This is a genomic window from Streptomyces sp. NPDC037421 (assembly GCF_055602105.1).
Genome location: NZ_JBVJWV010000010.1, coordinates 148897 through 172731, shown reverse-complemented (window position 1 = coordinate 172731; position 23835 = coordinate 148897). Strand labels below are relative to the sequence as shown.

Annotated in this window: 26 protein-coding genes and 3 pseudogenes; 13 read left to right on the top strand and 16 right to left on the bottom strand. The window is 68.6% G+C overall.

Annotation, left to right across the window (positions count from 1 at the left end; genetic code table 11):
* The first annotated feature begins 55 nt into the window (after positions 1 to 55).
* A complete protein-coding gene (locus ACZ7IF_RS17650; RefSeq protein ID WP_470972009.1) occupies positions 56 to 445 on the top strand; it encodes a MerR family transcriptional regulator in 390 nt (129 codons plus the stop codon).
* Between the two features lie 61 nt (positions 446 to 506).
* Here the strand turns inward: ACZ7IF_RS17650 and ACZ7IF_RS17645 are convergent, their stop codons facing one another.
* A complete protein-coding gene (locus ACZ7IF_RS17645) occupies positions 507 to 902 on the bottom strand; it encodes a DUF6188 family protein (RefSeq protein ID WP_470972006.1) in 396 nt (131 codons plus the stop codon).
* A gap of 15 nt (positions 903 to 917) precedes the next feature.
* Positions 918 to 2114: pseudogene (locus ACZ7IF_RS17640) on the bottom strand (IS30 family transposase).
* Positions 2115 to 2635: 521 nt separating this feature from the next.
* Between ACZ7IF_RS17640 and ACZ7IF_RS17635 the strand changes: the two are divergent.
* On the top strand, positions 2636 to 3361 hold the full coding sequence (locus ACZ7IF_RS17635) for a DUF4241 domain-containing protein (protein ID WP_470972004.1): 726 nt from the start codon (positions 2636 to 2638) through the stop codon (positions 3359 to 3361).
* A 53-nt stretch (positions 3362 to 3414) separates the two neighbouring features.
* On the opposite strand, the gene ACZ7IF_RS17630 is transcribed toward ACZ7IF_RS17635, so the two are convergent.
* Together ACZ7IF_RS17630 and ACZ7IF_RS17625 are read right to left on the bottom strand one after the other, a co-directional pair.
* The gene (locus ACZ7IF_RS17630) at positions 3415 to 5055 is read right to left on the bottom strand and encodes an ISL3 family transposase (RefSeq protein ID WP_470972002.1); all 1641 of its coding nucleotides are present in this window, start codon (positions 5053 to 5055) and stop codon (positions 3415 to 3417) included.
* 248 nt (positions 5056 to 5303) lie between these two features.
* A complete protein-coding gene (locus tag ACZ7IF_RS17625) occupies positions 5304 to 6035 on the bottom strand; it encodes an NADPH-dependent F420 reductase (protein ID WP_470972148.1) in 732 nt (243 codons plus the stop codon).
* A gap of 35 nt (positions 6036 to 6070) precedes the next feature.
* On the opposite strand from ACZ7IF_RS17625, the gene ACZ7IF_RS17620 reads away from it, so the two are divergent.
* The 3 genes from ACZ7IF_RS17620 (at position 6071) to ACZ7IF_RS17610 (ending at position 8284) form a co-directional block, all read left to right on the top strand.
* A complete protein-coding gene (locus tag ACZ7IF_RS17620) occupies positions 6071 to 6496 on the top strand; it encodes a winged helix-turn-helix transcriptional regulator (protein WP_361680115.1) in 426 nt (141 codons plus the stop codon).
* 272 nt (positions 6497 to 6768) lie between these two features.
* Positions 6769 to 7050, top strand: coding sequence for a hypothetical protein (locus ACZ7IF_RS17615; protein ID WP_470971999.1), 282 nt, complete (start codon positions 6769 to 6771; stop codon positions 7048 to 7050).
* Positions 7051 to 7414: 364 nt separating this feature from the next.
* Positions 7415 to 8284 (top strand): hypothetical protein, encoded by an 870-nt coding sequence (locus ACZ7IF_RS17610; RefSeq protein WP_470971997.1) that lies wholly within the window; start codon positions 7415 to 7417, stop codon positions 8282 to 8284.
* Positions 8285 to 8317: 33 nt separating this feature from the next.
* Here ACZ7IF_RS17610 and ACZ7IF_RS17605 read toward each other — a convergent pair whose 3' ends face one another.
* Positions 8318 to 8617: a hypothetical protein gene (locus ACZ7IF_RS17605; protein WP_470971995.1), complete on the bottom strand. Its 300-nt coding sequence runs from the start codon at positions 8615 to 8617 to the stop codon at positions 8318 to 8320.
* A gap of 418 nt (positions 8618 to 9035) precedes the next feature.
* Between ACZ7IF_RS17605 and ACZ7IF_RS17600 the strand changes: the two genes are divergently transcribed.
* Together ACZ7IF_RS17600 and ACZ7IF_RS17595 are read left to right on the top strand one after the other, a co-directional pair.
* Positions 9036 to 9485, top strand: coding sequence for a spore-associated protein (locus tag ACZ7IF_RS17600; protein ID WP_470971993.1), 450 nt, complete (start codon positions 9036 to 9038; stop codon positions 9483 to 9485).
* Positions 9486 to 9849: 364 nt separating this feature from the next.
* Positions 9850 to 10124: pseudogene (locus ACZ7IF_RS17595) on the top strand (Tn3 family transposase); the annotation flags it as partial.
* A gap of 407 nt (positions 10125 to 10531) precedes the next feature.
* On the opposite strand, the gene ACZ7IF_RS17590 reads toward ACZ7IF_RS17595, so the two are convergent.
* The 3 genes from ACZ7IF_RS17590 to ACZ7IF_RS17580 are packed head-to-tail and all read right to left on the bottom strand — an operon-like array spanning position 10532 to position 11537.
* Complete coding sequence (locus ACZ7IF_RS17590) at positions 10532 to 10843, bottom strand: hypothetical protein (RefSeq protein ID WP_470971991.1); 312 nt, start codon at positions 10841 to 10843, stop codon at positions 10532 to 10534.
* Positions 10840 to 11361, bottom strand: a complete 522-nt coding sequence (locus ACZ7IF_RS17585; RefSeq protein ID WP_470971990.1) for a polymorphic toxin type 44 domain-containing protein — start codon at positions 11359 to 11361, stop codon at positions 10840 to 10842. Before ACZ7IF_RS17585 ends, ACZ7IF_RS17590 begins: the two co-directional genes overlap by 4 nt.
* Complete coding sequence (locus tag ACZ7IF_RS17580) at positions 11358 to 11537, bottom strand: hypothetical protein (protein WP_470971989.1); 180 nt, start codon at positions 11535 to 11537, stop codon at positions 11358 to 11360. The genes ACZ7IF_RS17585 and ACZ7IF_RS17580 overlap by 4 nt, the downstream gene beginning before the upstream one ends.
* A gap of 155 nt (positions 11538 to 11692) precedes the next feature.
* Between ACZ7IF_RS17580 and ACZ7IF_RS17575 the strand changes: the two genes are divergently transcribed.
* A complete protein-coding gene (locus ACZ7IF_RS17575; protein ID WP_470971988.1) occupies positions 11693 to 12751 on the top strand; it encodes an NAD(P)-dependent oxidoreductase in 1059 nt (352 codons plus the stop codon).
* 163 nt (positions 12752 to 12914) lie between these two features.
* On the opposite strand, the gene ACZ7IF_RS17570 is transcribed toward ACZ7IF_RS17575, so the two are convergent.
* Both ACZ7IF_RS17570 and ACZ7IF_RS17565 read right to left on the bottom strand, forming a co-directional pair.
* Positions 12915 to 13865, bottom strand: coding sequence for an alpha/beta fold hydrolase (locus ACZ7IF_RS17570; protein ID WP_470971987.1), 951 nt, complete (start codon positions 13863 to 13865; stop codon positions 12915 to 12917).
* Positions 13865 to 15127: a glycosyltransferase gene (locus tag ACZ7IF_RS17565; RefSeq protein ID WP_470971986.1), complete on the bottom strand. Its 1263-nt coding sequence runs from the start codon at positions 15125 to 15127 to the stop codon at positions 13865 to 13867. Before ACZ7IF_RS17565 ends, ACZ7IF_RS17570 begins: the two co-directional genes overlap by 1 nt.
* 118 nt (positions 15128 to 15245) lie before the next feature.
* On the opposite strand from ACZ7IF_RS17565, the gene ACZ7IF_RS17560 reads away from it, so the two are divergent.
* From ACZ7IF_RS17560 to ACZ7IF_RS17550, 3 genes are all read left to right on the top strand, one after another.
* On the top strand, positions 15246 to 16163 hold the full coding sequence (locus ACZ7IF_RS17560) for an alpha/beta fold hydrolase (RefSeq protein ID WP_470971985.1): 918 nt from the start codon (positions 15246 to 15248) through the stop codon (positions 16161 to 16163).
* 205 nt (positions 16164 to 16368) lie between these two features.
* Positions 16369 to 16722: a hypothetical protein gene (locus tag ACZ7IF_RS17555; protein WP_470971983.1), complete on the top strand. Its 354-nt coding sequence runs from the start codon at positions 16369 to 16371 to the stop codon at positions 16720 to 16722.
* A gap of 527 nt (positions 16723 to 17249) precedes the next feature.
* The gene (locus ACZ7IF_RS17550) at positions 17250 to 17435 is read left to right on the top strand and encodes a CPXCG motif-containing cysteine-rich protein (protein ID WP_470971981.1); all 186 of its coding nucleotides are present in this window, start codon (positions 17250 to 17252) and stop codon (positions 17433 to 17435) included.
* 31 nt (positions 17436 to 17466) lie between these two features.
* Here ACZ7IF_RS17550 and ACZ7IF_RS17545 read toward each other — a convergent pair whose 3' ends face one another.
* The 3 genes from ACZ7IF_RS17545 to ACZ7IF_RS17535 form a co-directional block, all read right to left on the bottom strand.
* Positions 17467 to 17931, bottom strand: a complete 465-nt coding sequence (locus tag ACZ7IF_RS17545; protein ID WP_470971979.1) for a hypothetical protein — start codon at positions 17929 to 17931, stop codon at positions 17467 to 17469.
* Position 17932: 1 nt separating this feature from the next.
* The gene (locus tag ACZ7IF_RS17540) at positions 17933 to 18349 is read right to left on the bottom strand and encodes a hypothetical protein (RefSeq protein ID WP_470971977.1); all 417 of its coding nucleotides are present in this window, start codon (positions 18347 to 18349) and stop codon (positions 17933 to 17935) included.
* 392 nt (positions 18350 to 18741) lie between these two features.
* Complete coding sequence (locus ACZ7IF_RS17535) at positions 18742 to 19413, bottom strand: hypothetical protein (protein ID WP_470971975.1); 672 nt, start codon at positions 19411 to 19413, stop codon at positions 18742 to 18744.
* Positions 19414 to 19976: 563 nt separating this feature from the next.
* Between ACZ7IF_RS17535 and ACZ7IF_RS17530 the strand changes: the two genes are divergently transcribed.
* Positions 19977 to 20906 carry a hypothetical protein gene (locus tag ACZ7IF_RS17530; RefSeq protein WP_470971973.1) on the top strand — a complete coding sequence of 310 codons (930 nt, stop codon included), beginning with the start codon at positions 19977 to 19979 and terminating at the stop codon, positions 20904 to 20906.
* Positions 20907 to 21330: 424 nt separating this feature from the next.
* On the opposite strand, the gene ACZ7IF_RS17525 is transcribed toward ACZ7IF_RS17530, so the two are convergent.
* Positions 21331 to 21654 carry a transposase gene (locus tag ACZ7IF_RS17525; RefSeq protein WP_470971971.1) on the bottom strand — a complete coding sequence of 108 codons (324 nt, stop codon included), beginning with the start codon at positions 21652 to 21654 and terminating at the stop codon, positions 21331 to 21333.
* Between the two features lie 141 nt (positions 21655 to 21795).
* On the opposite strand from ACZ7IF_RS17525, the pseudogene ACZ7IF_RS17520 reads away from it, so the two are divergent.
* Positions 21796 to 21909 (top strand): annotated as a pseudogene (locus tag ACZ7IF_RS17520) (IS5/IS1182 family transposase); the annotation flags it as partial.
* A 249-nt stretch (positions 21910 to 22158) separates the two neighbouring features.
* Here ACZ7IF_RS17520 and ACZ7IF_RS17515 read toward each other — a convergent pair.
* Both ACZ7IF_RS17515 and ACZ7IF_RS17510 read right to left on the bottom strand, forming a co-directional pair.
* Positions 22159 to 22956 (bottom strand): ATP-grasp domain-containing protein, encoded by a 798-nt coding sequence (locus ACZ7IF_RS17515; protein ID WP_470971969.1) that lies wholly within the window; start codon positions 22954 to 22956, stop codon positions 22159 to 22161.
* 108 nt (positions 22957 to 23064) lie between these two features.
* Complete coding sequence (locus ACZ7IF_RS17510) at positions 23065 to 23832, bottom strand: SDR family oxidoreductase (protein WP_470971967.1); 768 nt, start codon at positions 23830 to 23832, stop codon at positions 23065 to 23067.
* Positions 23833 to 23835: the final 3 nt, after the last annotated feature.

The following is a 23835-nucleotide window of genomic DNA, read 5'->3' as shown; positions in this document are numbered from 1 at the left end:
CGGTATGAGAGTCAAGGCGAGCGGGCCAAGCCCGCGCGACCATCAGGAGGTCCATGTGCGCATCGGTGAGCTGTCCCGGCGGACCGGTGTGGCCGTGCACCTGCTGCGCTACTACGAGGAACAGGGGCTGCTCCACCCGCAGCGGCGCCCGAGCGGTTATCGGGAATACGTCGAAGAGGACGTTGCCATCGTCCGCCGCATCCGCAGCCTGCTGGCCGCCGGCCTGGGCACCTCAACGATCACCACGGTCCTGCCGTGCCTGCGGGACACCGGCGACCGCCTCGTCCCCACCTGCTCGGACCTGCTCGCCGACCTCCACCAGGAGCGCGACCGCATCGCTCAGGCCATCAGCGACCTTCAGGCCTCCATGGATGCGCTCAACGACGTCATCGCTGCGGCGCCGGCCGACGTCACTCGTCGGGCACTGGCCTCACTCGGCGTGTAAAGGAATCGGCTCCCACAAACGGTGGCGGATTCCAGGGATGGCTGCAACACAGGTGAAGTGGTCAGTGCTGCCAGTCGGTTTCGCCGCCTGGGCCTACCAGGACTGGTTCGAGTCCTGAGCCGGTCAGGCTCCAGGACTCGAAGTCGGGATCTGGATCGACGCTGAGTCGAGTGCCGTCGTCAAAGCCGAGGGACAGGGTGCCTAGCCCGGTGACCTCGGCTTTGGTGACGGCCTTGGCGAGCAGACCGAGAAGCGGTGCCAGAGTCGTTCCCGCCCCAGGCAAGAGGATGGCCTGGGTGCCGGCGGCATCGGTGACGGTGATCGGCGTCTCGATGACGAGTTCACCATCGAGGCGGATACGGCCGTCGGGTTCGTGATCAGTGAAGCTGATCCGGACCTGGTAGTCGAAGGCGGTGCGTGTGACACGGGCACCGACCAGCGCTGCGGGGACTTTCACCACACCTCCAGCGGCTCAGTGCGTCGTGAGCAGTGTAGACAGCCGCCCAGCTGGGGTTTCCCAGTCGAGCGTCTTGCGTGGGCGGCTGTTGAGCTCGGCGGCCACGGCGGCAAGGTGCTCGGGGCTGTGAACCGAGAGGTCCGTGCCCTTGGGAAAGTACTGCCGCAGCCGGCCGTTGGTGTTCTCGTTGGAACCGCGCTGCCAGGGACTGGCCGGGTCGCAGAAGTAGACCGGGACGTCGGTGGCGACGGTGAACTCGTGGTGACGGCCCATCTCGCTGCCCTGGTCCCAGGTCAGGGAGCGCTTCAGGGGGGCGCGCACGGGCTCGGTGGCACGGCCGTGAAGCAGGTGGACCAGCAGCATGCAACGGGTACTGCGTTCGACCAGAGTGCCGCGCCGCCGATGGCGGAGCCGTTCTCCTTGCCCGTGATCAGGTCTCCCTCCCAGTGGCCGGGGACCGCACGGTCGTCCGCCTCGGCGGGACGCTCGCTGATCATGGCCATGGGGTGGCGGTAGCGGGGCTGGCGCTGCTGGGCCTGTCGTCGGGGCTTGCGTCGGACACGTCCGGTGCGCAGGGCGCGGGCCAGCTCGCGGCGGAGTTCACCGCGGCCCTGGACGTGGAGGGCCTGGTAGATGGTCTTGTGGACCACGTGGATCTCCGGCCGGTCGGGGGAAAAGTGGTGCGCAGAGCCCGGCAGATCTGCTCCGGGCTCCACCGTCTGTCGAGGTGGTCCTGGACGAAGTCGCGCAGCTGCGGGTTCGCACCGATCTTGCCGGGCTTGGGGCGGGGCCGGCGGGACTCGGCACGGGCCTCGGCGGCGTGCGGTCGGTACTGGCCGTTCGTTGGGTGCCGGTTGCGGCGTATCTCGCGGCTGACCGTCGACGGGCTCCGCTCCAGCTCGGCCGCGATCATGCGGACCGGCGCCTTCTCCCGGACCCGGTCGGCGATATGGATCCGCTCCTCAAGCGTGAGGTACCGAGACGACGAAACGACCCGCTCGGCCCGCACTCTGTGTGCGGGCCGAGCGGGTCTGTTTTTCGTTGCGGCAGTGCCGTTGCGCCACCGCTTGCCAGTACGCCGGTTGATGCCGGCGATCCGGCACGCCTCCCGGCTGCTCACACCTTGATCCATGAGCCGGAAGCATTCTCCCGCTCACGGGCCAGCTTCCCGGCTCCCTGAGGCGAGCAGATCTTGCGGATCGCGAAGGCCATTGCGTCCCCGAAGTTCGGGTGTTGCAACGACCACTAGAACCCAAGGATTCGGTGCGGGGGCGTTGCGCTGCGGTTGCGGTTGGGAGCTACCCAGGGGGCTCTGTTCACGGGCGGAGTCAGTTGTTCACGGGTTTGGGTTCTGGCTCACTTTCCGTGGAGCATGCACTCTGAGTGATGATCGTCGGGCGAGCGGGTGGCTCTGTAGCCGGGTTTCGGGTTCTGGCACAGATCTTGGGGAGCGATCACGGATCGTGACGGTTTCGTTCGATTGCAGGGGGCTCGCGAGCTCGGAAAATGTGGCTCGTGATGGAGAGATCTGAATCTCCCCACCCCGTCCTCACATGGCCTCAGAGCTGCTCAGCTCCCCAGGCTTACCACCGCGCTGTCCCATTGGTCTAGCTGCGCAGCAGGTTGATCGGTCGGGCATCCTCACCTCGGGAACGATGCGCGAAGTGCCGATGTCAGCGGGCCCACGTACGTTTTGGTTGACCGCCCGGCCGGGCGGCGAGAAGGGGTGAGACATGAAGTGGGTCGGGGACGCGCGGCTGGCAGCTGGGCCTGAGGCCGCCTGGTACCTGGAGACGGCTTTCACGCCCGGCGCTCACCTGGGGACGGTGCACGACGATCCGACAAGGCCCATCGTTGTGACAGGGATCGAGGAGGTGACCACCATGCGCATACCCAGCGGCCGTCTTGTCGTTGATGCTCCGTTCGACGACGACGACGTCTCGAGATACGAGCGAGGGTTGCCGACGAGGCCCCCGCGGGAGCTGGCGGTGAGGATTCCCCCGGGCGTCTACCGGGTGGAAATCGCGTGGACGGCGGGCCCGTACGAGTTCTTCGGCGAGTACTTCGATGGCGTTGAGTGTGCCGCGACGCGCCTGTGTATCAGCGACGACCCTGTGATCGTGTGGGAGATAGGCCTGGGGATCGGCGACGACATCGACAGGCTTCAGCCAGGCAGGGAACCCCAGTTTTACTCCGACGCGAATGTCGGCTGCTTCGCCGACGCAGGTGCGTGGACGACCTTGTCCGCACCGTTTCGCGCATTTAAGGACGGCAGCCCGGTGCCGCGCGAAACCGAACGGCTGCCGGGATGGTGCGAGCGGGTACGCGACGAGTCGCAACAAGCCGATCTGGTGATGTTCATGGCCGAATCGGGCGGCGTCGTCTGGCTGGGCCGCACCAAGACCGGCGACGTGGCCACGATCGTCGTCACCAGCGGCATGCCCGGCGCCAAAGCCTGATGTAGCTGCCGCGTGAGCACCGACCAGCGACACGGAGAAGCCACAGAGAGGCGCTACTGCAGCAGAATCATTTTGCGGAGCAGTTCGAATCCGGCTCGACCGTAGAGCTGCCGCTTGATCTTCTTGATGCGGTTCACGGCCCCCTCGATGCTGCCGGAGCTCCAATGCAGGGTGAGCCCCGCCGTCACGGCATCGAGGTCCCGGAGCAGATGGAGTGCGAATCGCGTGAGGCCAGGTAGTTGGCTGGCGTCGACTGCTTCGATCCAGGCGGGGAGCCTGGCACCTTGACGATCGCTGAGTATCTCGCCGAAGTCGCGGACATGCCCGGCGGCTGTGTCCAGTTCGGGGCAGCGTGTCAGGACATCCTTCAGGCCCGCGCGGTTGTCCTCGCTCAGCGCGGTGGGGTGGCGGGTGAGCCAGCCGGTCACCTGGCGCACCGTCGGAGGCCGGGGCGGCGCGCCGGCCGGAGCCCCGCGGAGGGTGGCGATGTGGGCGCGGACCATCTGGTAGGTGACGGGTGCGTTGTCGGCAACGAGTTCGCTGTGGAGGTGGGTGACGCTGGTGCATCCCTCGGCGAAACGTCGTTCCAGGTAGGGCTTGTAGGGGTCCAGCCTGCTGGGCCGGGGCCGGTTGTCGCGGATGGTGTCCTGCCAGCATGCGGCGTTCGCGTACCGGAGCACGGTGTTGAGGCCCCAGCCTAGGTGCCGGGCAATCGCCCGGCGTGAGTGACCTTGAGCGAGGAGCTCGTGGACCAGGGCGTGTGCTGCCTTCTTCCGTTCGGCCCGCCTGCCGGCGGGCCCCAAGTCGTCCTGCGGCCGACTGGAACCCAGAGGCGCCTCCGGCAACAGGCTGCTGGGCGATGGGTTGCGTAGGCAGTCGCGATGGGTGGCGACGCAGGTTTCCGCGGCTCGTCCGAGGCTCTGCCACAGGTGGAACCGGTCGGCGACCTGCAGAGCGTCGGGGGCACCGCGCCGGGCACCCTCGGCGTAGGCACCCGCCCGGTCCCGGCAGATGATCTCCACGCCGGGGTGGCGGATCAGCCAGGCGGCCAGTGGCCCGGCTTCACGGGTCGGGAGCACATCGACCACGCGATGGTCTTCGACGCTGGTCAAGACGGTGGAGTAGGTCTGACCGCAGCGGATCGCGAAGTCATCCACGCCCAGCACACGCGGCGTGCTGAACTGTGGATCAGGCAATGCCATGACCCTGCGTAGCAAGGTCATCCGTCCCGCACCGAAGCCCAGTTGGGCAGCCAGCCGAGCCCCGGCCCGCCCGGCCAGCGCGAGCCCCACTCGCTCCAGGGCGTGGTTGAGCCGCGTGGTGAACCGTGCGTGCGGGGCGGCCAGCCGGGAGAACGGCTCGGCGAACGTCCGACGCGGACAGTCCGCCGACCCGCAGATGAAGCGCCGGACCGTCAGCCGGATCGTAAAGCCCTGCTCAGCGAGCGGTAGATCCTTCAGCCTGCGCTGGTAGCGGTCGTGGACCCGGTCGGAGAAGCGGCCACAGTCCGGACAGGCAGAGCCGGTCGAGCGGCCTCTCGCCACCACCTCGACCGTGCCGAACGCGGCCCTCACCGCCTCGACGTCCACATCGTCGATCCCGGCGAACACCAGCGAGTCCCAGAACGGTGCATCGGTCTGCATGACCAGCACCATCACCGTCCAGGGCCGCCCGCAGCAGCGGCTGGCCGACACCTGAGGGAGCGTCAATTCTGCTCGCTGTACGGCAAGGCGTACGCGGTCTCACGCGAACCCACCCCTTCGCAATCGAACAACCAGGTGACGCTCTGCGACAGCTCCCCAAGATCTATGCCAGAACCGAATATTGAGAACACCTCGGTGCTTGCTTCGGCACCGTGGTTGTGTCCACGTGCGCGATGCAACGGACTTGGCAGGACCCGTTCGATCCCCAGCCCCACGCGGGATCGGCCGGGCAGGTCTGGCTAGTCGTCGACGCCCCCCGGGGCGAGGGCGGGGGCCGGGAACGCGAAGCGTGCCTCAGCGCCCGACCACCAGACCCCGATGGCGAAGACGGCAGTGGCCTCCAGGAGGGCAGCGCGATCGAGCCCGCCGCAGGGCAGAGGCGTGCAGTCCATGGAGGTGATGACCTCCGTCACCCGCGTGGCGGCGCCCGGCTGGTCGGTGCAGAACGGGACCGCCAGAGGGGACCCTTCGAAGGCCGGCCGGTCCAGGGTCCAGATGCTCTCGTGGCAGACCCCGAACGCTTTCACCACATGGGCGCCGGGGGCGGCGTCCGCGATGAGCCGGGCGACGGAGGTGGCGCCGCCCGTGGTCAGGGCCGGACCGTCCTCGGCCGGCGCCATGGGAACAGTGCAGTCGATCACCGTCCGCCCGGCCAGCAGGGGGGCCAGTTCCTTGGCCAACTGCGGCGCGGCGCCCGCCGGCAAGGCGAGAAGTACCACGTCCCCGTGGGCCGCGGCCTCGGCGAGGCTGCCGTGCCCGGAGGCGCCGGTGAGCAGGGCGGTGCGGGAGGCCGCTTCGGTGTCCCGACCGCCCACCCGAACGTCATGGCCGGCGCGTACCCAGGCCGCGCCGAGAGCGGTGGCCATCGCCCCTGTACCGAGAATGCCGATGCGCATGTGCTTGCTCCTGTCGTCCGTGTCGCGAGATGTGCGAGGTGTGACGGACCAGACGCTAGGCGCGCCGATGCACACCACACGGTGTGCATCGGGCCGGGCAGGATGAACGCATGAGCGGCACGGCGGCAGAGGCAGACGGACAAGGCCTGGGCGAGGACCTGGGCGGTGGCGAGTACGCCGCGGACTGCCAGGCAAGGGTGGCCTTCGAAGTCCTGTCGAACCGCTGGGACAGCGTGATTGTGTACATCCTCGGCGAGAGCGGGCCCATGAGGCCCCGTGCGCTGATCACCCGCATCGGCGGGATCAGCCCCAAGGTCCTCAACGAAGCCCTGCGCCGCCTCGAGTACAACGGCCTGGTCGCACGCACGGCGTACGCCGAGGCCCCGCCGCGCGTCGACTACTCACTCACCGAGGCGGGCCTCGCACTGCTGGTCCCGATCCATGCGATGGGCGCGTGGGCGGGACGCTACACAGAAGCCGTCCTGGCGGCCCAGGCCCGCTTCGCACCCCGGGAAGACCGCCAGGACAGCAGCTAGCCAGGACGTTCCACTACCCTGGCCGGCGCGCTGCCTCTGCTGGCTGCCGTCGCGCGACACCCGCGGGCTCCGTTCCTGTTTCTCGCCAACATTTCCCGCAGCAGCCTCCCACGGTCGTTCCCAGAATCCGGCAACAACCGTTCCTGTTCCCCGGGCTCTGGCGCAACTTCTGTGGTGCCGAATGGGTCTGAGGGTGCGCCTGCCACACTGGGGCCGTGCGCCCGCGACCGGCGGAGCGGGGGAGAGCGGATCTCAGAGTGTCCAGATGGACTGTGCTTGCCATACCCGTCGACGGTGTCGACGAGACGGATCGAAACGCACGAACGCTCGCGGAATTCGACGGCAGTACGGAGGAAGCCGTATCGGCCCTGCTGGAGGCGGCGAGCACGTACGAGCACAAGCTCTGGAAGGTGAACCGACGGGAGATCTTCAAGTGCTCCAGCCGGTCCTACTTCCTCCGTATCCACGGCCGAATGGCTACGTACGGGCTTCTGCTCCAGCTTGCCGAGCTGATCCACGACACCGCGGATCCCACGAGCAAGTCCCCCGGCTGACAGCGGCCCACCACAGAGGCTGTGCCAGCACCCGATCCCGTGCACAAGGTCACGGCGCAGGTCACACTCGGCACGCTCGGCACGCCCGGCGTGTACATCGCCGCTATGGCCGTGCTGGTGCCGCTTCTCCGACGCCGCTGGTAGCCCGCACTCACAGCCCGGCCTCCGCGGGGGCGGCCGGGCCCATGGGCCAGCCTCCGGGCCGGATGGTCGAATGTCGTCCCGCTCGGCCGGCGGCAGCAGCCCCGCCCCGGTCGCCTTGCGCCAGCAGGGGGTGCGCCGCGCGCAGGAAGGACTTGACTCGTCCTGGTGGGTTAGGCCGGGGTCAGGCCCGCTGTCAGAGAGTGTTGGCAAGATCATCGCCATGAATCGCACACGTACCACCCCGCCACGGCCGGTCGACCTCGCCGTGGTCTTCCCCGCGCTGGCTCCGCTGGCCCGCACAGCGGTCCGGCTGCACCCGCGTCCCGGCTCTCCCACGGTGCACGACAGCTCGATCGGCGGGCCCCTGCTGTGGCCCGCACAGGAACCCTGGCGGTACTGCCGCATCGAGCATGAAGGCCTCCACCCCCTGGTGCCCGTGGCCCAGCTGTACGCGCGGGACATACCCCTGCTGCGGCCGCCCGGGCGGACCGACCTGCTGCAGGTCCTGTGGTGCCCTTCGGAGCACGCGCCGGACTCAAGCATTCCGATCGAATTGTCCTGGCGGACCGCCGCGGATGTCACCGACGTGCTGGCCGCACCGCCCGAGCCGTTCGACGCCGACGAGGACCTCTACGTGCCTGAGCCGTGCGTGCTCGCGCCGGAGCAGGTCACCGAGTACCCCGATTCCCTGGAACTCCCCGCGGAGTTGAAGCAGCAGATCACGGACCCCGCACCCTGGCGGGCGGCGGGCATCGTGGTCGACGGTGCCGACCCGCAGGAGCTCTATGACAACGCGCTGTCCCACGCCCCCGGCTGGAAGATCGGCGGCTGGGCCCCCTGGGGACTCACCGACCCCGTGCCGCGGTTCTGTGTGGCCTGCGGTACCGCGATGACGCCGCTGCTGACCATCGCCTCGTCCGAATGGCACCGCAGCAGCACGAGTTGGATCCCGTACGAGGACCGGGTCCCCGGCGCGTCCGACGACAGTTGGTCCAATCCGCCCGAGATCACGGTGCTGGACGCCAATCACCTCCAGCTGTACGCCTGCCCGGCGAGTGGAGGCCACCCGCACACCGACCTGGTCCAGTGAGAGGCTGCCGCTCCTTCCCCACCCGCCGCCTGATCACCCGTGCCGGTCCGCTCTCGGCGTCGGCAGACCGAACAGGACAGGCCCGCCCGATGCCGCCGCATCGATCTGGCCGATCTCGGATTCGGCGCCGGCGAGGCTGACACGGAGTCCTTCGGTCTCGCCGGGCCACCCCTCACGCTCGGCTTCGGCGATCCGGTCCAGCAGGTTCTCGCGGATCTCCACCAGCCGGCCGCGCTGGGCCGGATCCGGCCGTAGGAGGGAGCAGCGGACGCAGGCGTGTTCGTGGATGCAGGCGGTTCCGTAGGCGCGGGCGCAGGTGCCGACGGAGAGCACTCCGCGTCGGTGGGGGTGCGGTACTCCTCGGCGAGGCGCAGGGTGCGGCGGCGGGTGATGAAGGCCCGGTGGGCCTCGATGGTCTCGGTGGGGTAGACGGCGTTGTAGCCATGGTGGTGTTGATGTCGGCGTGGCCGGCGATGACCTGGGCGATGTGGCCCTTGGGGAGGATCGGACCGGTGAGTAGCGACTCCGCCGAGCGGTGGCGTGCGTAGCCGTCGCCGCTGGCGCGTCGCGGCGAAGTCGGCCTGCGTGGCGTCGACGCCCGCGTGCGGCCGTCGGAGGCCGTCCGTCGGCCGACGGGCGGGGTGGTAAGGCGGCGCGGTCATATCTTTTACCGACGGTGCGCAACCGTTCCGCCGTCCTGCATGTCACACCATGCAGGAGCGACCAACTCCAATGACGACCAGGGGGAAACATGAGATTCACCCGTTCCGTCCTCACCACCACCGCATTCGCCGCCCTGGCACTGGGGGCCACGACCGCGCTGGCGGCGCCCGCCACCGCCGCGCCCAACACCACGCCGCAGAAGGTCTGCGGAAGCGCCTACAAGACCGTGAACTCGGCCGCCATCGGCTCGCTGGGCACCGTCTACCTGACGTACAACGCCGCGAACGGCAAGAACTGCGTCGCGACCATCCGCAACAACCCGGGTGCGGCCGTGGACATGGCCCTCTGGATCGAAGTCCCCGAAACCTGGGAGCGGGGCGAGGACTACGGCCGGTACACGTCGTACGCGGGCCCGGCCTACGTGTACGGCAAGGGCCACTGCGTCGACTGGGGCGGGGGCATCAGCAACGTGCACGTGCAGGTGTACAACTCCAACTGTGGGGCGCGCAAGGAACACCGGGTCACCGAGGTCCGCTGACCCGAGCTCCTCCTGACCGCGACGTTCTGTGCCGTCGTGCGCCGTCGTGCGGTCGTCGGGGGCAGGACCTACGACCCGACGACCGCACGGGAACCGCCGTGGTCCGGCTCGCCCCGGCAGACTCGCCGAGTTCTGCCGGGGCGAGGGCGCGTCCGGCCTCCTCCCTCGGGTGCGCGGCCGTCCGGTCGGCGCGTCGCCGCAACCGGGGCACCTGGAGCAGATGCGGTCCTGGTAGGAGCCCTGACCAGCGGAAACAGGACGAGTCATCGAACCGGAACAAAGATCGGCCAGATGCCGCTACTGGCCGTTCCAATCCTTCCCGAGGGCCGCTGCGCCGGGACGGGAGTGGTCCTCGGCGGGCGCGCGCCGCTACCAGGACGGCATGGAGGACCAGATCGGCGCCCTCGGCCTGGTCCTCAACGCGCTGGTGCTCTTCACCACCCGGTACATGGACGGTGCGGTGACGCAGCTCCGCACCGAGGGCTTCGAGGTCCGTGACCAGGACGTGGCCAGGACGTGGCCAGGCTCTCGCCGTTCGTGAGGCACCACGTCAACATGCTGGGCCGGTACTCCTTCCAGCTGCCGGAGCTGCCCGGTGGCCTGCGGCACCTGCGCGAGCCAGATGCTGACGCGGGGTGAGCTGGTGTGGGCGCACGCGGTGAGGTCGTCGAGAGGCCGGGCGCGTCCGGCGATGGTCAGCCGGCGGCTGCCGGGATCGACGTCGTCGAGCACGAGGGCGGCGATCTGGGCGACCCGGGCGGTGTGGACCGCCGCGAGGGCGAGGACGAGCCGCGCCGTCGGCGTTATCGCAGCCGCGACGGAGCGCTCGACCTGCTCAGGGAGGAGAGGTTGCAGCACGGCGTACTCGTTCTGCCCGACCTTGGTGCGGCTGGTGGGGTTGCGGAAGATCAGCCCCTGCCGTTTGGCCCAGCTGAACAGAGACCGCAGGGCGACGGGCTGCTCACGCCCTGGTCTGGTCGTCCATGCCGTGGGGGCGCCCTGGCGCCTGAGGTGTGCTGCGCATCACCGGGTCGGTAGCGGACTCGTCAGCAGCGGTAGCCGTTGGGAACCTGGAGCAGAGCCACGAAGATCCATACCATGACTGCCGCACCGGCTGCGCCGCCCAGGAGGGCGACCGTGAGGTTCCAACGTCCTACGTACCCGATGAGCACCCCCCACCACACCGCCGACATGATCGCCAGCAGGGCCCCGTAGAAGATCAGCGCGAGCCCGTTGGCCGCGCCGTCAACCCCTACGTCGCACGCCCGCCAGGCGGCTGCCAGCAGCACCGACCCGAGTACACCGGTGGCCAGGCCTGCTGCGGGGGCGACCGCACAACCCCACTGTCCCCGCGTCACTTCCGGTTCCTGGCCTGCGGGATGTTCTCGCCGTTGCGCTGCGCTTGCTCCATCTGGCCCATCGCGTCGTTGATTCCTCGCCGGAGCTGTTCCTCGGTCAGGTTGTCGCCGTACTCGTCGTAGAGGTCGATGCCGACGCGCATCGTGATCTGATCGCCTTGGTCGTCGTCCCCAGTGAGCAGCGTTTCTCCAAGGGAGGCGCCCTTGATCAAGGTGTCCGCGTCGAAGCCGGCTGCCCGGCCGACGTATCCGTAGTGGACGTTGGAATAGATGTCGTAGAAGACTTCGCGGTTCGTTCCGGGCTGCTTGAAGTAGTAGTCGTCAAGAGTCTGGAGGTCGTACCGCTCCTGGAGCTGCGGCTTGTGGTCCCAGTCCTGTCCCGGGGCCACCTTCACGCCCCACATCGTCAGCGCCGCGTTGATGTCGGAACCGTAGTCGCGCCCGAACTCGTACCACTCGGGTTCGTCAAGCAGGGACCGTATCTGCCCGACCGTGTCCGACGTCGCGTTCCGCTTCATCTCCTCGAAGATCCACTTCTCGGCGTCGGTGAACTTCTGCTCGCTCCGCGCGCACCCGTCGGCGGGATGACGGGACTGGCAGAGGCATTGAACCCCCCGATGGTGCCGTCGATGACGTTCCCGTCCACGACCACGGCTTCGAGCGCCTGCTTGACGGCTCTGTCGAACTCGTCCACGGCCCGCACCGCCGTGGCGATGTGCGCGGTCCAGGACTCCCGCCGCTTCCACGCTGAACCCGAGCCAGTTCCGGCCCACGGTGATCTTCTGGACCGTCTCCCCGTAACGATCTTCTACCTTCGACAGATCAGCGGCCATGGGAAGGGGGGACCACATGGAGAGGACTCGAGTCCTGCTGCTGGACGCGGCTCCTGGCGAGTTACTTGGTCGAGAGCTGGAGCGTCTGCTCGGCCATGGGCTGGCCGTCACGCTGAATCTCCGGCGGGTCGCCGATCACGCCAGAGCGCGAGCCGCGTGGGCCGGCCGGGTGGACTTCACCGACTTCGACGCCTTCGACGAGTCCGCGCTGCTCGCCGAGACCGTCCGGGGCGGACTCGGCTACCACGCCGTCAAGTCCCGTGCCGGTGTACCGCTGCGCGCCGCGCTCCTCGCGGCGGCGACCGACGACATGCTGGCCAACCGGCTCCGCGTCATCGGCCGGGCCGGTGCCAGCCCCGACCACGTCGAGTTGGCAGCCGCCGCCCGGCCACGGCGTCGCGGTCACCCATACCCCGGGGTCCAACGCGAACGCGGTGGCCGAGTTCGCCCTGGCCCAGCTGCTGGCCCTGACCGAGATCTCCCGGCGCACAACGATGCCTCGCACCAAGGCGGTTGGCGCGCACCGGCCGCACCGGCGGTAGAGCTGTCGGAGCTGACCCTGGGCATCGTCGGGCTGGGCCGGATCGGCCTGGCACTGGCCGAGCGGGCGAGCGCCCTGGGCATGGAAGTCCACGGCCTCTCACGGCGCCCGGCCGAGGCCTCGGTGCCCCTGGCCCACTCCCTCGCCGCACTGCTGACGACCAGTGACGTGGTCTCCCTGCACCTTCCGCTCACTCCGCAGACCCGAGGGCTGTTCGGTCGGGCGGAGCTGGCGCTGATGCGGCCGGGGTCGATCCTGCTGAACACCGCCCGGGGCGGGATCGTCGACGAGCAGGCTCTGGCCGATGCACTGCGCGACCCCGCACACCCGCTCGCGGCGGCTGCCGTCGACACCTTCGAGCACGAGCACGCCGCCTTCGCCTCACCGCTCTTCGGTCTGCCGAACGCCCTGCTGACCCCGCATGTCGCCGGGATGACCAGGAACGCCATGGCCACGGCGGCCCTTCGCTGCGCGGACCACATCGCAGCCCTGCTCGCCGACCGCCCGGACGGCGTACCCGTGGTGACCGTGTGACGGGTCGCCGTCAACGCGAAGAGGACCGGCGCCCCGCAGCATCGGACGGCTGGCTGCCCGTCTGCGTCCGCCGCGTGGGTCATCGGATGCGGGGGCTTCGGTATGCAGCCCCCGAGTGGTCAGGCCGCGCCGCACACAAGATGCCAGCGACGAGGCAGGCTGCTCAGATGTGTGGTGCGCCCGTGGGTGGCGGGTTGACGGCGCAGTATGGCAGGTCTTCCAGCGGGTGGTCTGCCAGGAATCGGCTGATGAGATCTGCAAATTCTTTCGAGCGTTCGCTGTGAAGCATGTGGCCTGCGTTTTGCATGACGACGATTTTGCAGTCCTGGATGCCCCGGGCGATCACCTCTGCCGAGTCGGGCGGAGTGATTCCATCGTGTTCGCCGTGCACGATCAGGGCAGGGGTGGGCGGGATTTTCCCTGGGGGGATGATTTCCTTGTCAGGCCCGATCAGCAGATCGTGATGATATTGCACGTACTTGACGTACTCTTCGTGAGGCAATTCGGACAGTCGCTGGCGGAGGGCTCTGGCGACGAGGTTCGCCGATAGCCGGCTCGTGGATTGGTTGGAGAGCATGAAGGCGTCGGCGATGATTCCGGCGAATTCCTTACGTTTGGCCCGGTCACCACTCTGGGCAGGCAGCAGAGCGGCAAAGCGGCTCATGTGGTGGATGAGGTCCTCGGTTCCCTTCGTGATGTACGCAGGGGCTCCCACCAGGATGAGGCGCGACACGCGGTCGCCGTGCTGCTGGGCCAGGCGGTAGCCCAGGGGAGCGCAGGCAGAGGCTGCCAGCACACTGCAGCGCTGGATGCCGAGCGTGTCAAGGACATGCAGGGTTGCGCCCAGCAGAAGTTCCCAATTGAAGCGCGCAACTCTCGCCGGGGAGTTCGCCACTCCGGGCAGCTCTACGAAAACCAGTCGAGTGGACTTCGCCAGGCTCTTCTCCAGTGGGGTCCACGAGTGCAGGGGTCGCATGATGCCACCCAGGACCAGCATCGTCCTGTCTTCGCCGCACCCTGGTGGCGTGATCGCGCGGTATGCGTATTCGTGTCCCTGCCATTGCAGAGATTCCGTGACCGAAGGAGGACCGTTCTTGTGCAGCTTCTCGAGCATCATCCCTCTTCGCCTGCCGCTCTGGTCCGGACGGTATCCGATTGCTCTGCCAGGGCTGCCAGTACCTCGTCAGCCGCGTCCTCGGCAGTCAAGACGTCCGCGAGCCGCGCGCATCGCTCCTTCAGCCGGGTGTCGTGGAGGGCCTGGTGGAGAGCGGAGGCGAGGCGGACTTCGGTGAGTTGCCGCGCGGGCACAGGGGCGGGCGACAGGCCGAGTGCGCTGAGGCGGCGGGCCCAGAACGGCTGGTCGATGGCGAAGGGCACCGTGACGGCGGGAACTCCGGCTCTCAAGCCTGCGGCCGTCGTGCCCGGGCCCGCGTGGTGCACCAGAGCGCGTATGCGTGGAAACAGCCATTCATGGGGGCACTGGGAGATGGTGAGGATGTCGTCGTCGTCGATGTGAAGTCGCTGCCATCCCGCCTGCACCACGGCCCGCACTTTGAGTCTGCGGCACACGTTCCTGATCAGTTGTTCCAGAAGGCGGGGGTCGCCGATCGAGATACTGCCGAAGCCGAAGAAGACGGGGGGTGGGCCGGCGTTCAGAAAGTCCACCAGGCGAGGGTCAGGGCGCCATGCCGGGTTGGTTGGAGGCCACCAGTAGCCGACGCACCTGTGTCCCTCAAGGTGTCGGAAGCCGGCTGGCAGGAGGCTGCCGCTGTAGCCGTGGAGTACCGTCTGCCCGCGCAGCACGGCCTCGACACCCTGCCGTCCGCCTGGGCGCATGTCGAGTTCGTTCCGGATCCACGCCAATGCGGGTGCGTAGAGAGGACTGGCCACAGCTTTGACGACCATCTCGGCGAGGCGGTAGCCGGCGGGATGAAGGGCGCTGCTACCCGAGATACGGGGAAGCAGCATGCCGTACGACACGGTGTAGACGCCGATGCACGGCACGCCGACGCCTGTGGCGATCACGGAACAGAGCGGATGGGCCAGGGGATGGGCGAGGATCGCGTCCACCCCGTTCCTCGCAGCTTCGAGCACACCGGTTGCGATGACGTGCGCCATGTCGCGTGCGTTTTGGGCGCGGCCGGCAACGCGCCGCGGGCTCTGCCACCGGTCGAATCGGTCGGCCGAAAGCGCGGAACGCTCGTGCCGGGCAAGCGGCAGCGCCGCCACTTTCAGGCCATTGTCGGCAAATAGTTTTTCATATCGGCCGGAGGTCGCCACCACGACGTCATGCCCGGCGGTTCGCAGCCGGTCTCCCAAGCCTGCGTACGGGGCGACGTCGCCCGTTGAACCCCACGTCGCGAGCAAGATCCGCATGCGACAAGGTATCGCGGAGTTCCGGTCGAAGGACGGAATACCTCGACTCTCACTCAAAGGGGGGGGTTCTGCCTGCCGGGGATGTCGCGGCAGTCGGGCCGGGCTGTATAGAGGCAGGGTGATCCAAGACGCCCAGCCCCACGTGCAGGAGCATCACCTGCATTTCGAAGGCTTCCGTTTCGTCGCCCGGACAGCACAGCGGGCGACCCCCGACACCCATCCGATCGTGCTTCTCGGCGGCTCCTCCCAGGATCGTTTCTCCTGGCTGCGCTACGAGAAGGCGCTACTACCCCACTCCAGCGTGACCACTTTGGAACTTCCTGGTTATGGCGATGCCGATCCGCTGCCGGCCGAGCACGGCATGGATTTCCTGAGCGATGCGGTCGCGCGCACGATCGAAGAACTGTCGCTCGGGCCGGTGAACATGTTCGGAGCGTGCTTCGGCGCCGCCATCGCTTTGCGCTGCGCGCAAAGGCACCCGCACGCGATCGCCCGCCTCATGCTGGGCGGCACCGCGCTCCAGGTGTCCCCCGAGTACGTTGCATCCGCCCGGCGTTGGCGCCAGCAGGTTGACGACGGCCTGTTCGACGACATGGCGCAGGACATGGTCGACCAGTTCATGGCTCCACAGGGCCATGGGCACGTACGGCGCAAGTCGGCAGTGGCACGCTTGATGAAGCAGCGCTTCGCGAACCTGACCCAGCGTGAGCTTTCCATGGACATCGTGCACCACGAGCGTCTCCTGGCGCATCCCTGGAGCGTTCCCGGCCCTCGTCCCGAACTCCCCGTACTCGTCTTCACCGGTGAGCACGACACCATCACCCCACCCGCCGTGGGACGGACCGTAGCGAGGACGCTGGGGGCCCGGTTCACCACCATCAAGGAATCGGACCATCTCGTGCAGATTGAACGCGATTTGGAACTGGCCGATCTGATGTGCCGTTTCTTCACCGACCAGCCGCTCGACACCCTGCACTACCTCAACACTGTCGAGCGGCATCAGCAGTGCCCCACCATCGGCAGTTCCCACGGGTAGGCATCCGCTCCCGATTCGGAATCGGAATCGCCAAGGCAGTGGCCCGATGAGGAATTCAATATTCAAGACGTCCCTGCGATGTTGACGGATCTGCAGCCACACCCCAGGTGGATCGTATGTTTATTTTCTCATCAAATGATGAGTGCATTGCCGCAAGCAACATCTCTGCCCGACATCGGGACCGAGGTGCCCTACACTTTGGGAAATGGCCACAATTCCCCCTGCTTTGACGAGTGCGAAGGCCACCATTCACCGGGAGGCGAATGCGGCGTATGAGGTCTTCCTCATGATGCTGCCCAACAAATTGCGTATGCTGGATCTTCCGGGCGCATACCTACGCAAGGCTGCCTACAGGAAATACCTCAAACAGGCGGACAGCTGGATGCCGCCGGAAACCGTGAACGAATCCGTCGTGAAAGTTGCGGCCGAACAGGCCCCCGGGAGCACTGCCTTGGGGAACATCGGTACAGCAGAGCAGGTGCAGGTTCCAGCCTCCCTGGTCCGGCAGCCCTCACGAAACCCAGGGCACGGTCAGCACCAGACCCCGAGCAGCCAATAGCCCCTTGTGCGATGGCCGGATCGTAGTTGCGGTCCGGCCGGGCGGGGATTGACTCCGTCCCGGCTGGCTGACCGGGCGGAGCGAGGGGGCGTACGGGGTTTCGAGGACGACTGGGACACGACAACAGCCAGTCAGGTATGCCAACCGTGGTGGGCCGCCTTGACCGACCATCCGGCCGCGGGGAAGGCGGCGCCGACGGAGGAAGAGATCGCCGAGTGTGTCAGCCCTCGGCGGGGCTGGGGTTCGTGCCTGCGCCATGTTGCCCAGTACCACCTGGTGATAGGCGTGACGCTGACGTTGGTCTGGGTCGTTCTGTCGCTGCGGATGTCCTTGCCTGGTCTGGCGGTGGGCATAGCCGTGTTGGCTGTGACCCGCGCCTTCTTCGCCGTGGCTGCGAGGCTGGATGACTGCCTGCGGTTGGTTTGTTGGTGCTTCTCGTTCGCTGCGCCGGTCTCGATCCTAAGATCATCCGGGGTCCGGGACAGCAAGCTGTCCAACGAAGTGGCACAACTACTGTGGAGGATGCAATGGCGCTCGAAACTGCATTCTATAGCTGCCCCTACTGCGAGGAAGTGATCGAGATAACGGTCGACCTGTCGGTGGGCGATCAGGAATACATGGAGGACTGCCAGGTCTGCGCGAAGCTCACTCGATTCGGGGTCCAGGTCCACGGCGACGAGTTCATGCTCGACGTGCATGGCTATAACGACTGAGCTCAGCTCTGCTGATCACGCCGGTGTGACATCAGCGGCGGGGCAGGGGGACGACGCCTGTGGCGCCGTCCCCCTGCCTTTGATCGGGGACCGCGACGGGTGTACTGAGCTGGCGGCGAAGCCTCTGGACTTCGTCGTCCTTGGCGGCCAAAACCGACAGGAGGAGCTGGTGGCGCTCCTTGAGCTGGGTGAATTCGGTGTGGGCGCGGGCAAGTTTGCCGGTGATCCGCTGGTTGAGGTCCCGCAGCCGTGCGATGCGGGCCTCGCGTGGGTCGGGCTGCTGGCCTGCCGCCGAGGCGGCTGCCCTTCGCTTCTCGAACTCGTCCTTGAGGTGGCCCCAGGTCCGGTAGAGGGACGCGCGGGAGATGCCCGCCTCACGGGCGAGCGTCTTGACGTCGCAGGCGCCGCCGGGCGGGAGCTGCCCGGCCAGCAGCCGGTCGATGGCCGCGCGGACGCGCCGTTCGACCTGGTCGCGCTGCTGCGGGCTCAGTGCCATGTCATCCAGCCTTTCCGGCTGCTGCCGTGTCGATCTCTTCGAGAACCCGCATCGACCGCTCGTGTTCGGCTCGCAGCCGGTCCTTCTCCTGTGACGGGATCCGGGGACTGGCCAGCAGAACGGCGCCGTTGTCTGCCGAGGTCTGCCAGACGGAGCGGTGAGAGAGATGGTGGGTGGCCTGCGGGCAGCGGGAACTGTCACACAGGCCGGTCAGCGGAGCCACCGCGGAGCGGGTGCCGGCTAGCTTGAGACACAGGGCCTTCGCCGGGTCCTCGAACCAGCAGTAGTTCGCCGCGGACAGGTGCAACACCGACGCCTTCTTCTTCAGCAGCAGTTCGATCTGCCGATCGGTGACGACCTTCGCCGGACCCGGCTCGTGGTCGGCGAGCTCGCCTTCGACGGCGCGGAATGCGGCCATGAGGGAGTCGGCTCCCGGCCCTGCGGGCAGCCGTGCGGCGAAACAGCGTGCCCCAGTCCACGAAGGGCCGCCCGTCGTAGCTCAGCGCCAGCAGCAGCGAGCCGCCCGCCGGTCCGACCAGCCGCAGCCGTTCCTCCGGCCGAAGCGCCGCCCAGCGTGTGCGCCGGCCGTTGACCCGGCCGCCGTGGAAGTCCGCCTCCTCCACCACCAGCGGCCTCCTGGGCCGCCACGATCCTTGCGACATCTCCCTGTCCAGGGCGATGTAGGAGTGCACCGCCGCCAGCGAGGCGTAGTCGATCCACGTCGTGCGGTACTTCCGCCCCTTGGCCGCCAGCTCCGGAACCACCCACGGGATCGGCACGTCGGTCGGCTCGGCGGGCAGCGGCGGAACCTCATGGACCAGCAGGCAGGAGAACTCCCGGCTCCGCATCCCGGCCCGGGAACCGGCCGCGGAACCTCGCGTCCTCCAAGCCGTCCGGCCCCAGCCCGGCCAGACCGTGACGAAACAGACTGGCGAAGTCCGACTCCAGGTACTGCACCCTCACGTGCGGCTTCGGCCGCCGCAGCCGGGCCCGGTTCCGCCCCGTCTCCACCAGCCGGCCCTCGACCGTCCGCCTGCCGGTGCCCACCGTGAACGGCACCGCAGAAGCCAGACCCTCGTCCTCAGCCCAGTCGTAGAACCGGCTCAGCGCTGTGACCTGCAGCTCCCACGACGAGGACTCCAGCCTCTCGCCCAACGGCCCCGACAGCCGGCGGTCCGCGTACGTACCAAGCACGGCCACCAACTCCCGCCGCGTACCGAACACCGCGACACGGTGCCGCCGCAGATGCATCAGCCAGTCCCTCGCCGCCAGCGCGTACGCCCGCCACGAATTCGGCGACGGCGCCCCACTCGACGGCAGCGTACGAAGCCAGGTGTTCACCGCCCGCGTCGCCCGCGAGCCGCCCTCGTCCTCGAACAGGAAGTCGTCGTCGAACAGCACCGGCATCCGCTCGGGGATCAACGGCTCGCCATCGAGCCCCCAGGACTGCCAGCCCTCGGCAGAGAAGAAGTGCACCAACATGCGTCGGCACGGTAGGTCCGCGACGCGACGCTCATCAACTGCTAACCCCACGTCCTACCAACGGGAGTTGAGGAATGTGAGACACGCCAGGAAAGCAGCAACAATCTGGGTCCAGAACGACTTCTGCGCTCGCGTGAAGGGCGCCTCCGACGGCCACCCGGTCACCGAGAAGGAGACCACCCATGGCACCGCCGACGGCCGCAAGGCGTGCCTGCACCACGTGCTTTCTGTCGGGCTTCTCGAAGAACGAGCGGTAGAAGTCCTCACGGATGTCGTGGTCAGTGCCTCTGCTCAGGGCCGCTGCGGTGCACGCACACGCGTTACGGACGGCGGCGACTTGATGTGGCGACGTAGGCGCGGCCCACCAGCCCTACCCCAAGAAAATCCGGTGGGTCCTTCGCCATAGGCGAGGCACAATTCCCGGGGAACCGGGGCGAGGGGGAGCTTGTTTGGACGTGTTCGCGTGTGCCGGGTGCGGCACGGAGCTGACGGCGCCGGTGTCCCGAGTGGCCCTCCCGGTCCACACCCATCACGGGGGATGGGAGGAACTCCATCCCCCGCTGATGGAGCCCGCGACGTACGCCGTCGATCCCCGACCCACTGGACCGCCGTGGCGGTTGTGGGAGGAGGTCGGAGAGGACGCGGCTGCCCGGCAGGGCGTGTACGCGCCGGTGTACTCCGTCTCCTTCGGCGCGCGGAACAGGATCGTCATCGCCCCCGGCGACTCCCGGTCCACGGCCCTGATACCCGAGAAGTGCGAGGGCTACTGCCAGGGTGTGGACGGCCGGGCCGGCCCCAACTTGGCGTGCGAGGGTTGCGGGCGGGCCGTGGCGACCCGCATGGACGACTGCGGACTGTGGCAGACGGTGTGGCTGGAGCCCGACGCGGTCGTACGCCGCCCCTCGGGGCTCCCCGCTGGTCCGCCTCCCGACTGGGAGGTGCTGGAGCGCGCCGAGCACCGCGTCCCACCCGTCGAACCCGACGGGTCGTGGAGCCGTCGCTGGGAGGCGGCGGTCGGGGTCGCGCTGGCCCACCTCGTGGCGGCCACTGAAGACCGCCCCGTGACCCTCCCTGCCGGCCCCGTCACAGAGCTGCTCGGCCACGCCGTCGGGCGGTACCTCCCAGCCGGGCCCGATGCCCGTTCTGTCGGGCTGGCCGGCCCGGGAATCCGCACGCCCCGGCCCCGTCCCGACATCCTCATCGTCCCCCGCCACCCCCTAACGGGCATGCCCTGGTGCCCACCCGGCGACGACGCGGCCGTGGTGCCGCTGGACAGCGGGGTCTGGGCCTACCTCGCCCACCCGGGCGAGACCTCACCGATGCCCGCGACTGGGGTGCTTCCAGACGGCGTCCTGCGCGACGACTATCCCTTGCCGCCGCGCCCCTGGTGCTCGCTGACGCCCCACCACCGCGCCTTCGAGTACACCCTGGTCGGGCTGCCCTCCATACGCGCCCCCCGGCTTCGCAGGTACCAACACGCGTACCGGTCATGAATGTCTGATCGGGCGTCTACGGCGCCGAGGTCGCAGCGGTCCGCTCATCGTTCGGTTCGGATCTCACGTCTCTTTGATCGGCCAGTACCTTCCTGGCGGATCCCGCAAGACGGGGGGATGGGGTTCTCCGTTGCGCGCTGCGGCTCAGCGGGATCGGCGCACGGAGCTGTTGAGCTGGGCCATCAGTTCCCGGTTGGTGGCTCGGGGCGGCTTGGAGGTCCTCGTCGTGTTCGGCTGGCCGCTCGCGGAGTCGCCGACTTCCTGTTCGAGATGGGCAAGTTTCCTTGGAAGGGCATGTCGGTCGGAGCACCGAGGCCGGTGGCCCTCCAGGCGTCCTGGCCCAGCAGTTCGGACAGGCGTTGTTCGAGGCGGGCCACGTGCCCCGCAAGGCGGGTGTCGCGTTCGGTGAGGTTGGCCAAGTCGGTCAGCAGGGAGTTCCGGCTGATCTGCGGACCGGGGTGTCGTTGGGTGGCTGGGCGGCCCTGGCCGCCACAGTTGCGTGGAGGTCGCCGTGGCGGTAGATGAGGCTACGGTGGACGCCGGCCAGGCGGGCGACGGCAGAGACGCTGATCGGCCGGCCGTCGCGGGTCAGGTCGTCGAGCGCGGCCAGCACGCGCCTGCGGCGGCGGGTGGAGTCGTCGGCGCGGGCCTGGGCGAGCCGGTCGGCCGGGGAGTACAACTCCACGATCTCCACCTTGAACTCCGGCGTGAACTGCCGCCGCGGCCGCTGCGGCTTCCTGCTCACCATGCTCTCCATCATGGACATCCCTTCCCGGGCACACGCTCAGAGGGCGTTTCGCGACTTTTGAGTGGCTCTGTCGTCGCCTGATGGCGTGGGTGCGTGGCGGAATCGGTAGGTCCGCAGGCGCTCGTCTGCTGGTGTGATGATGTGAGTGAACGCATCCCCTACCCCAGCGACTTATCCGAGGCGCAGTGGGCTCTGATCGAGCCGGTGATCACGGCGTGGAAGGACCGTCGCGACGCGCTCCGCACCGTCGGGCGCGAACGCGCTGCGCGCGAGACACCTGCACGCCTGCAACACACTGGTGACGATCGGATCGCGGGAGCGCGGGGGCGTTTCACCCGATCACCGGCAGCGAACCGGACTTCTCACCCGAACGGCGTCTCCCCGACGCCGGGCGGCTCTTCGCGCCTGGGATCCCGGAATGCAAGTCGGACAGCCGGACGCGGTGGACGAACCGATCGAGCTGCAGGAAGCGACCGACGAAGCACAAGCCGGCTTGACGAGCCTTCAGGCGGAAGGAGTCGGGTCCTGGCCGAAGCGCCGAGCCGCTGACCCGCTCAGGTACGGCCGGTCCCGCCTCGCGACCGCGGCGATCGGGCCGGCGGCACGGAGCACAGTGTCGAGGACGCGTTCCGGCTCGGCGGCGTAACAGTTGGCGAACCAAGCCATGTTCGCCTCGACCACCGCCCAGCCGCCGTCGGCGAGCCGGCCGATGTCCAGGCACACCGCGCTGGGCAGGCCGGCGGCCGTGGCGTCGAGGACCGTACGGCCGAAGGCGCGGCTCTCGGCGTCCAACGGCGCCGGGTCGAGGCGTCCGCAGACGGCGTAGCGGCTCCCGGTGACGGCTTCGCCGTCGATGACGAACAGCCGGTACTCCGCGATGAACTCCACCACGCCGCTCACCAGAACCGGCGTGGAACCATCAAGTCCGCCGGGCAGGCCGGTCCCGTCCTCGTGAACGGCGGCGGGCAGCAGGTCGATCTTGGCCGATGGCGGTTTCACGAAGGCCCGCTCCCGCAGCCCACGGGCCTCACCGAGGGTGGTGAGCCGTACGCGGCGCCGCAGGAGGGGGCCCGGTACGCGCGTCAGCCAGTCATCGGCCGGTTCGAGCAGCCCAAGGCCCAACGGGCCGGCAAGTCGTGCGGCCGCACGGGGACCGCCGTACCAGTGCACCCTGCGCCCTTCGGCTCTCGCCGCCCGGTCGGTCACCTCGTGACCGCGCCAGGCCGCTGCACGGGCGATGAGTTCGCCCGTGGAGGTTCGGGGTGCGGACAGGAGAAGGACGGGCGGGGTACGGACTTCCATGCCGGCGAGCCTAACGAACCCGGCCCACAACCGAACGAGCGCACGAACTCCAGCGGCCCTGGCAGCGTCATGCCGTGAGGGCCCTGGGGGCGCCGTCCCCCTCGTCGGTCAGACGCGGGGGCCGAGGAACAGGCCGCCACTCGCGTCGATGACCTGGCCGGTGATCCAGCGGGCGTCGTCCGAGGCGAGGAAGGCGACCACGTCGGCGACGTCGCCGGGGCTGCCGAGCCGGCCGAGCGCCGTCATGCCGGCGATCCGTTCGGCAAGACCCGGCACGTCGTCGAAGACCGCGGAGTTGGCCGGCGTCCTGGTCGCGCCGGGAGCGACCGTGTTCACCGTGATCCCCCGGGTCCCGGTCTGGTTGGCGAGGGTCCTGCTCATCGTCTCGAGCGCGGCTTTCGTCATCGCGAAGGACGTCTGGGCCGGGTTGGCCATCCGGGTCGCCACCGACGAGACCGTGATGATCCGGCCGCCGTCACGCAGCAGGGGCAGCGCGTGCTCGATGACGAAGTACGGCGCCCGCACGTTCACCGCGAACAGGTGGTCGAACTCCGCCCGGGTCGTCACGCCGAGCGGGCCGGCCGGTGCGGCCGCGGCGTTGTTGACGAGGATGTCGAGCGGCCGTCCGGCCGAGCCGGCCTCGACACCGGCGAAGAGCGTCTCGACGTCGCCGTCCCCACCCAGTTCGGCACGGACGGCGTGTGCGGTCCCGCCGGCGCGCTCTATCTCCCCGACCGTTGCCGCCGCCCCGCTCTCATCCGTTCCGAAGTGCACGATGACCATGGCGCCTTCGGCCGCAAGCCGAACCGCGATGGCCTGTCCGATGCCACGCGACGCACCCGTCACCAGAGCCGTCCTGCCGACCAGACCGCCCATGCC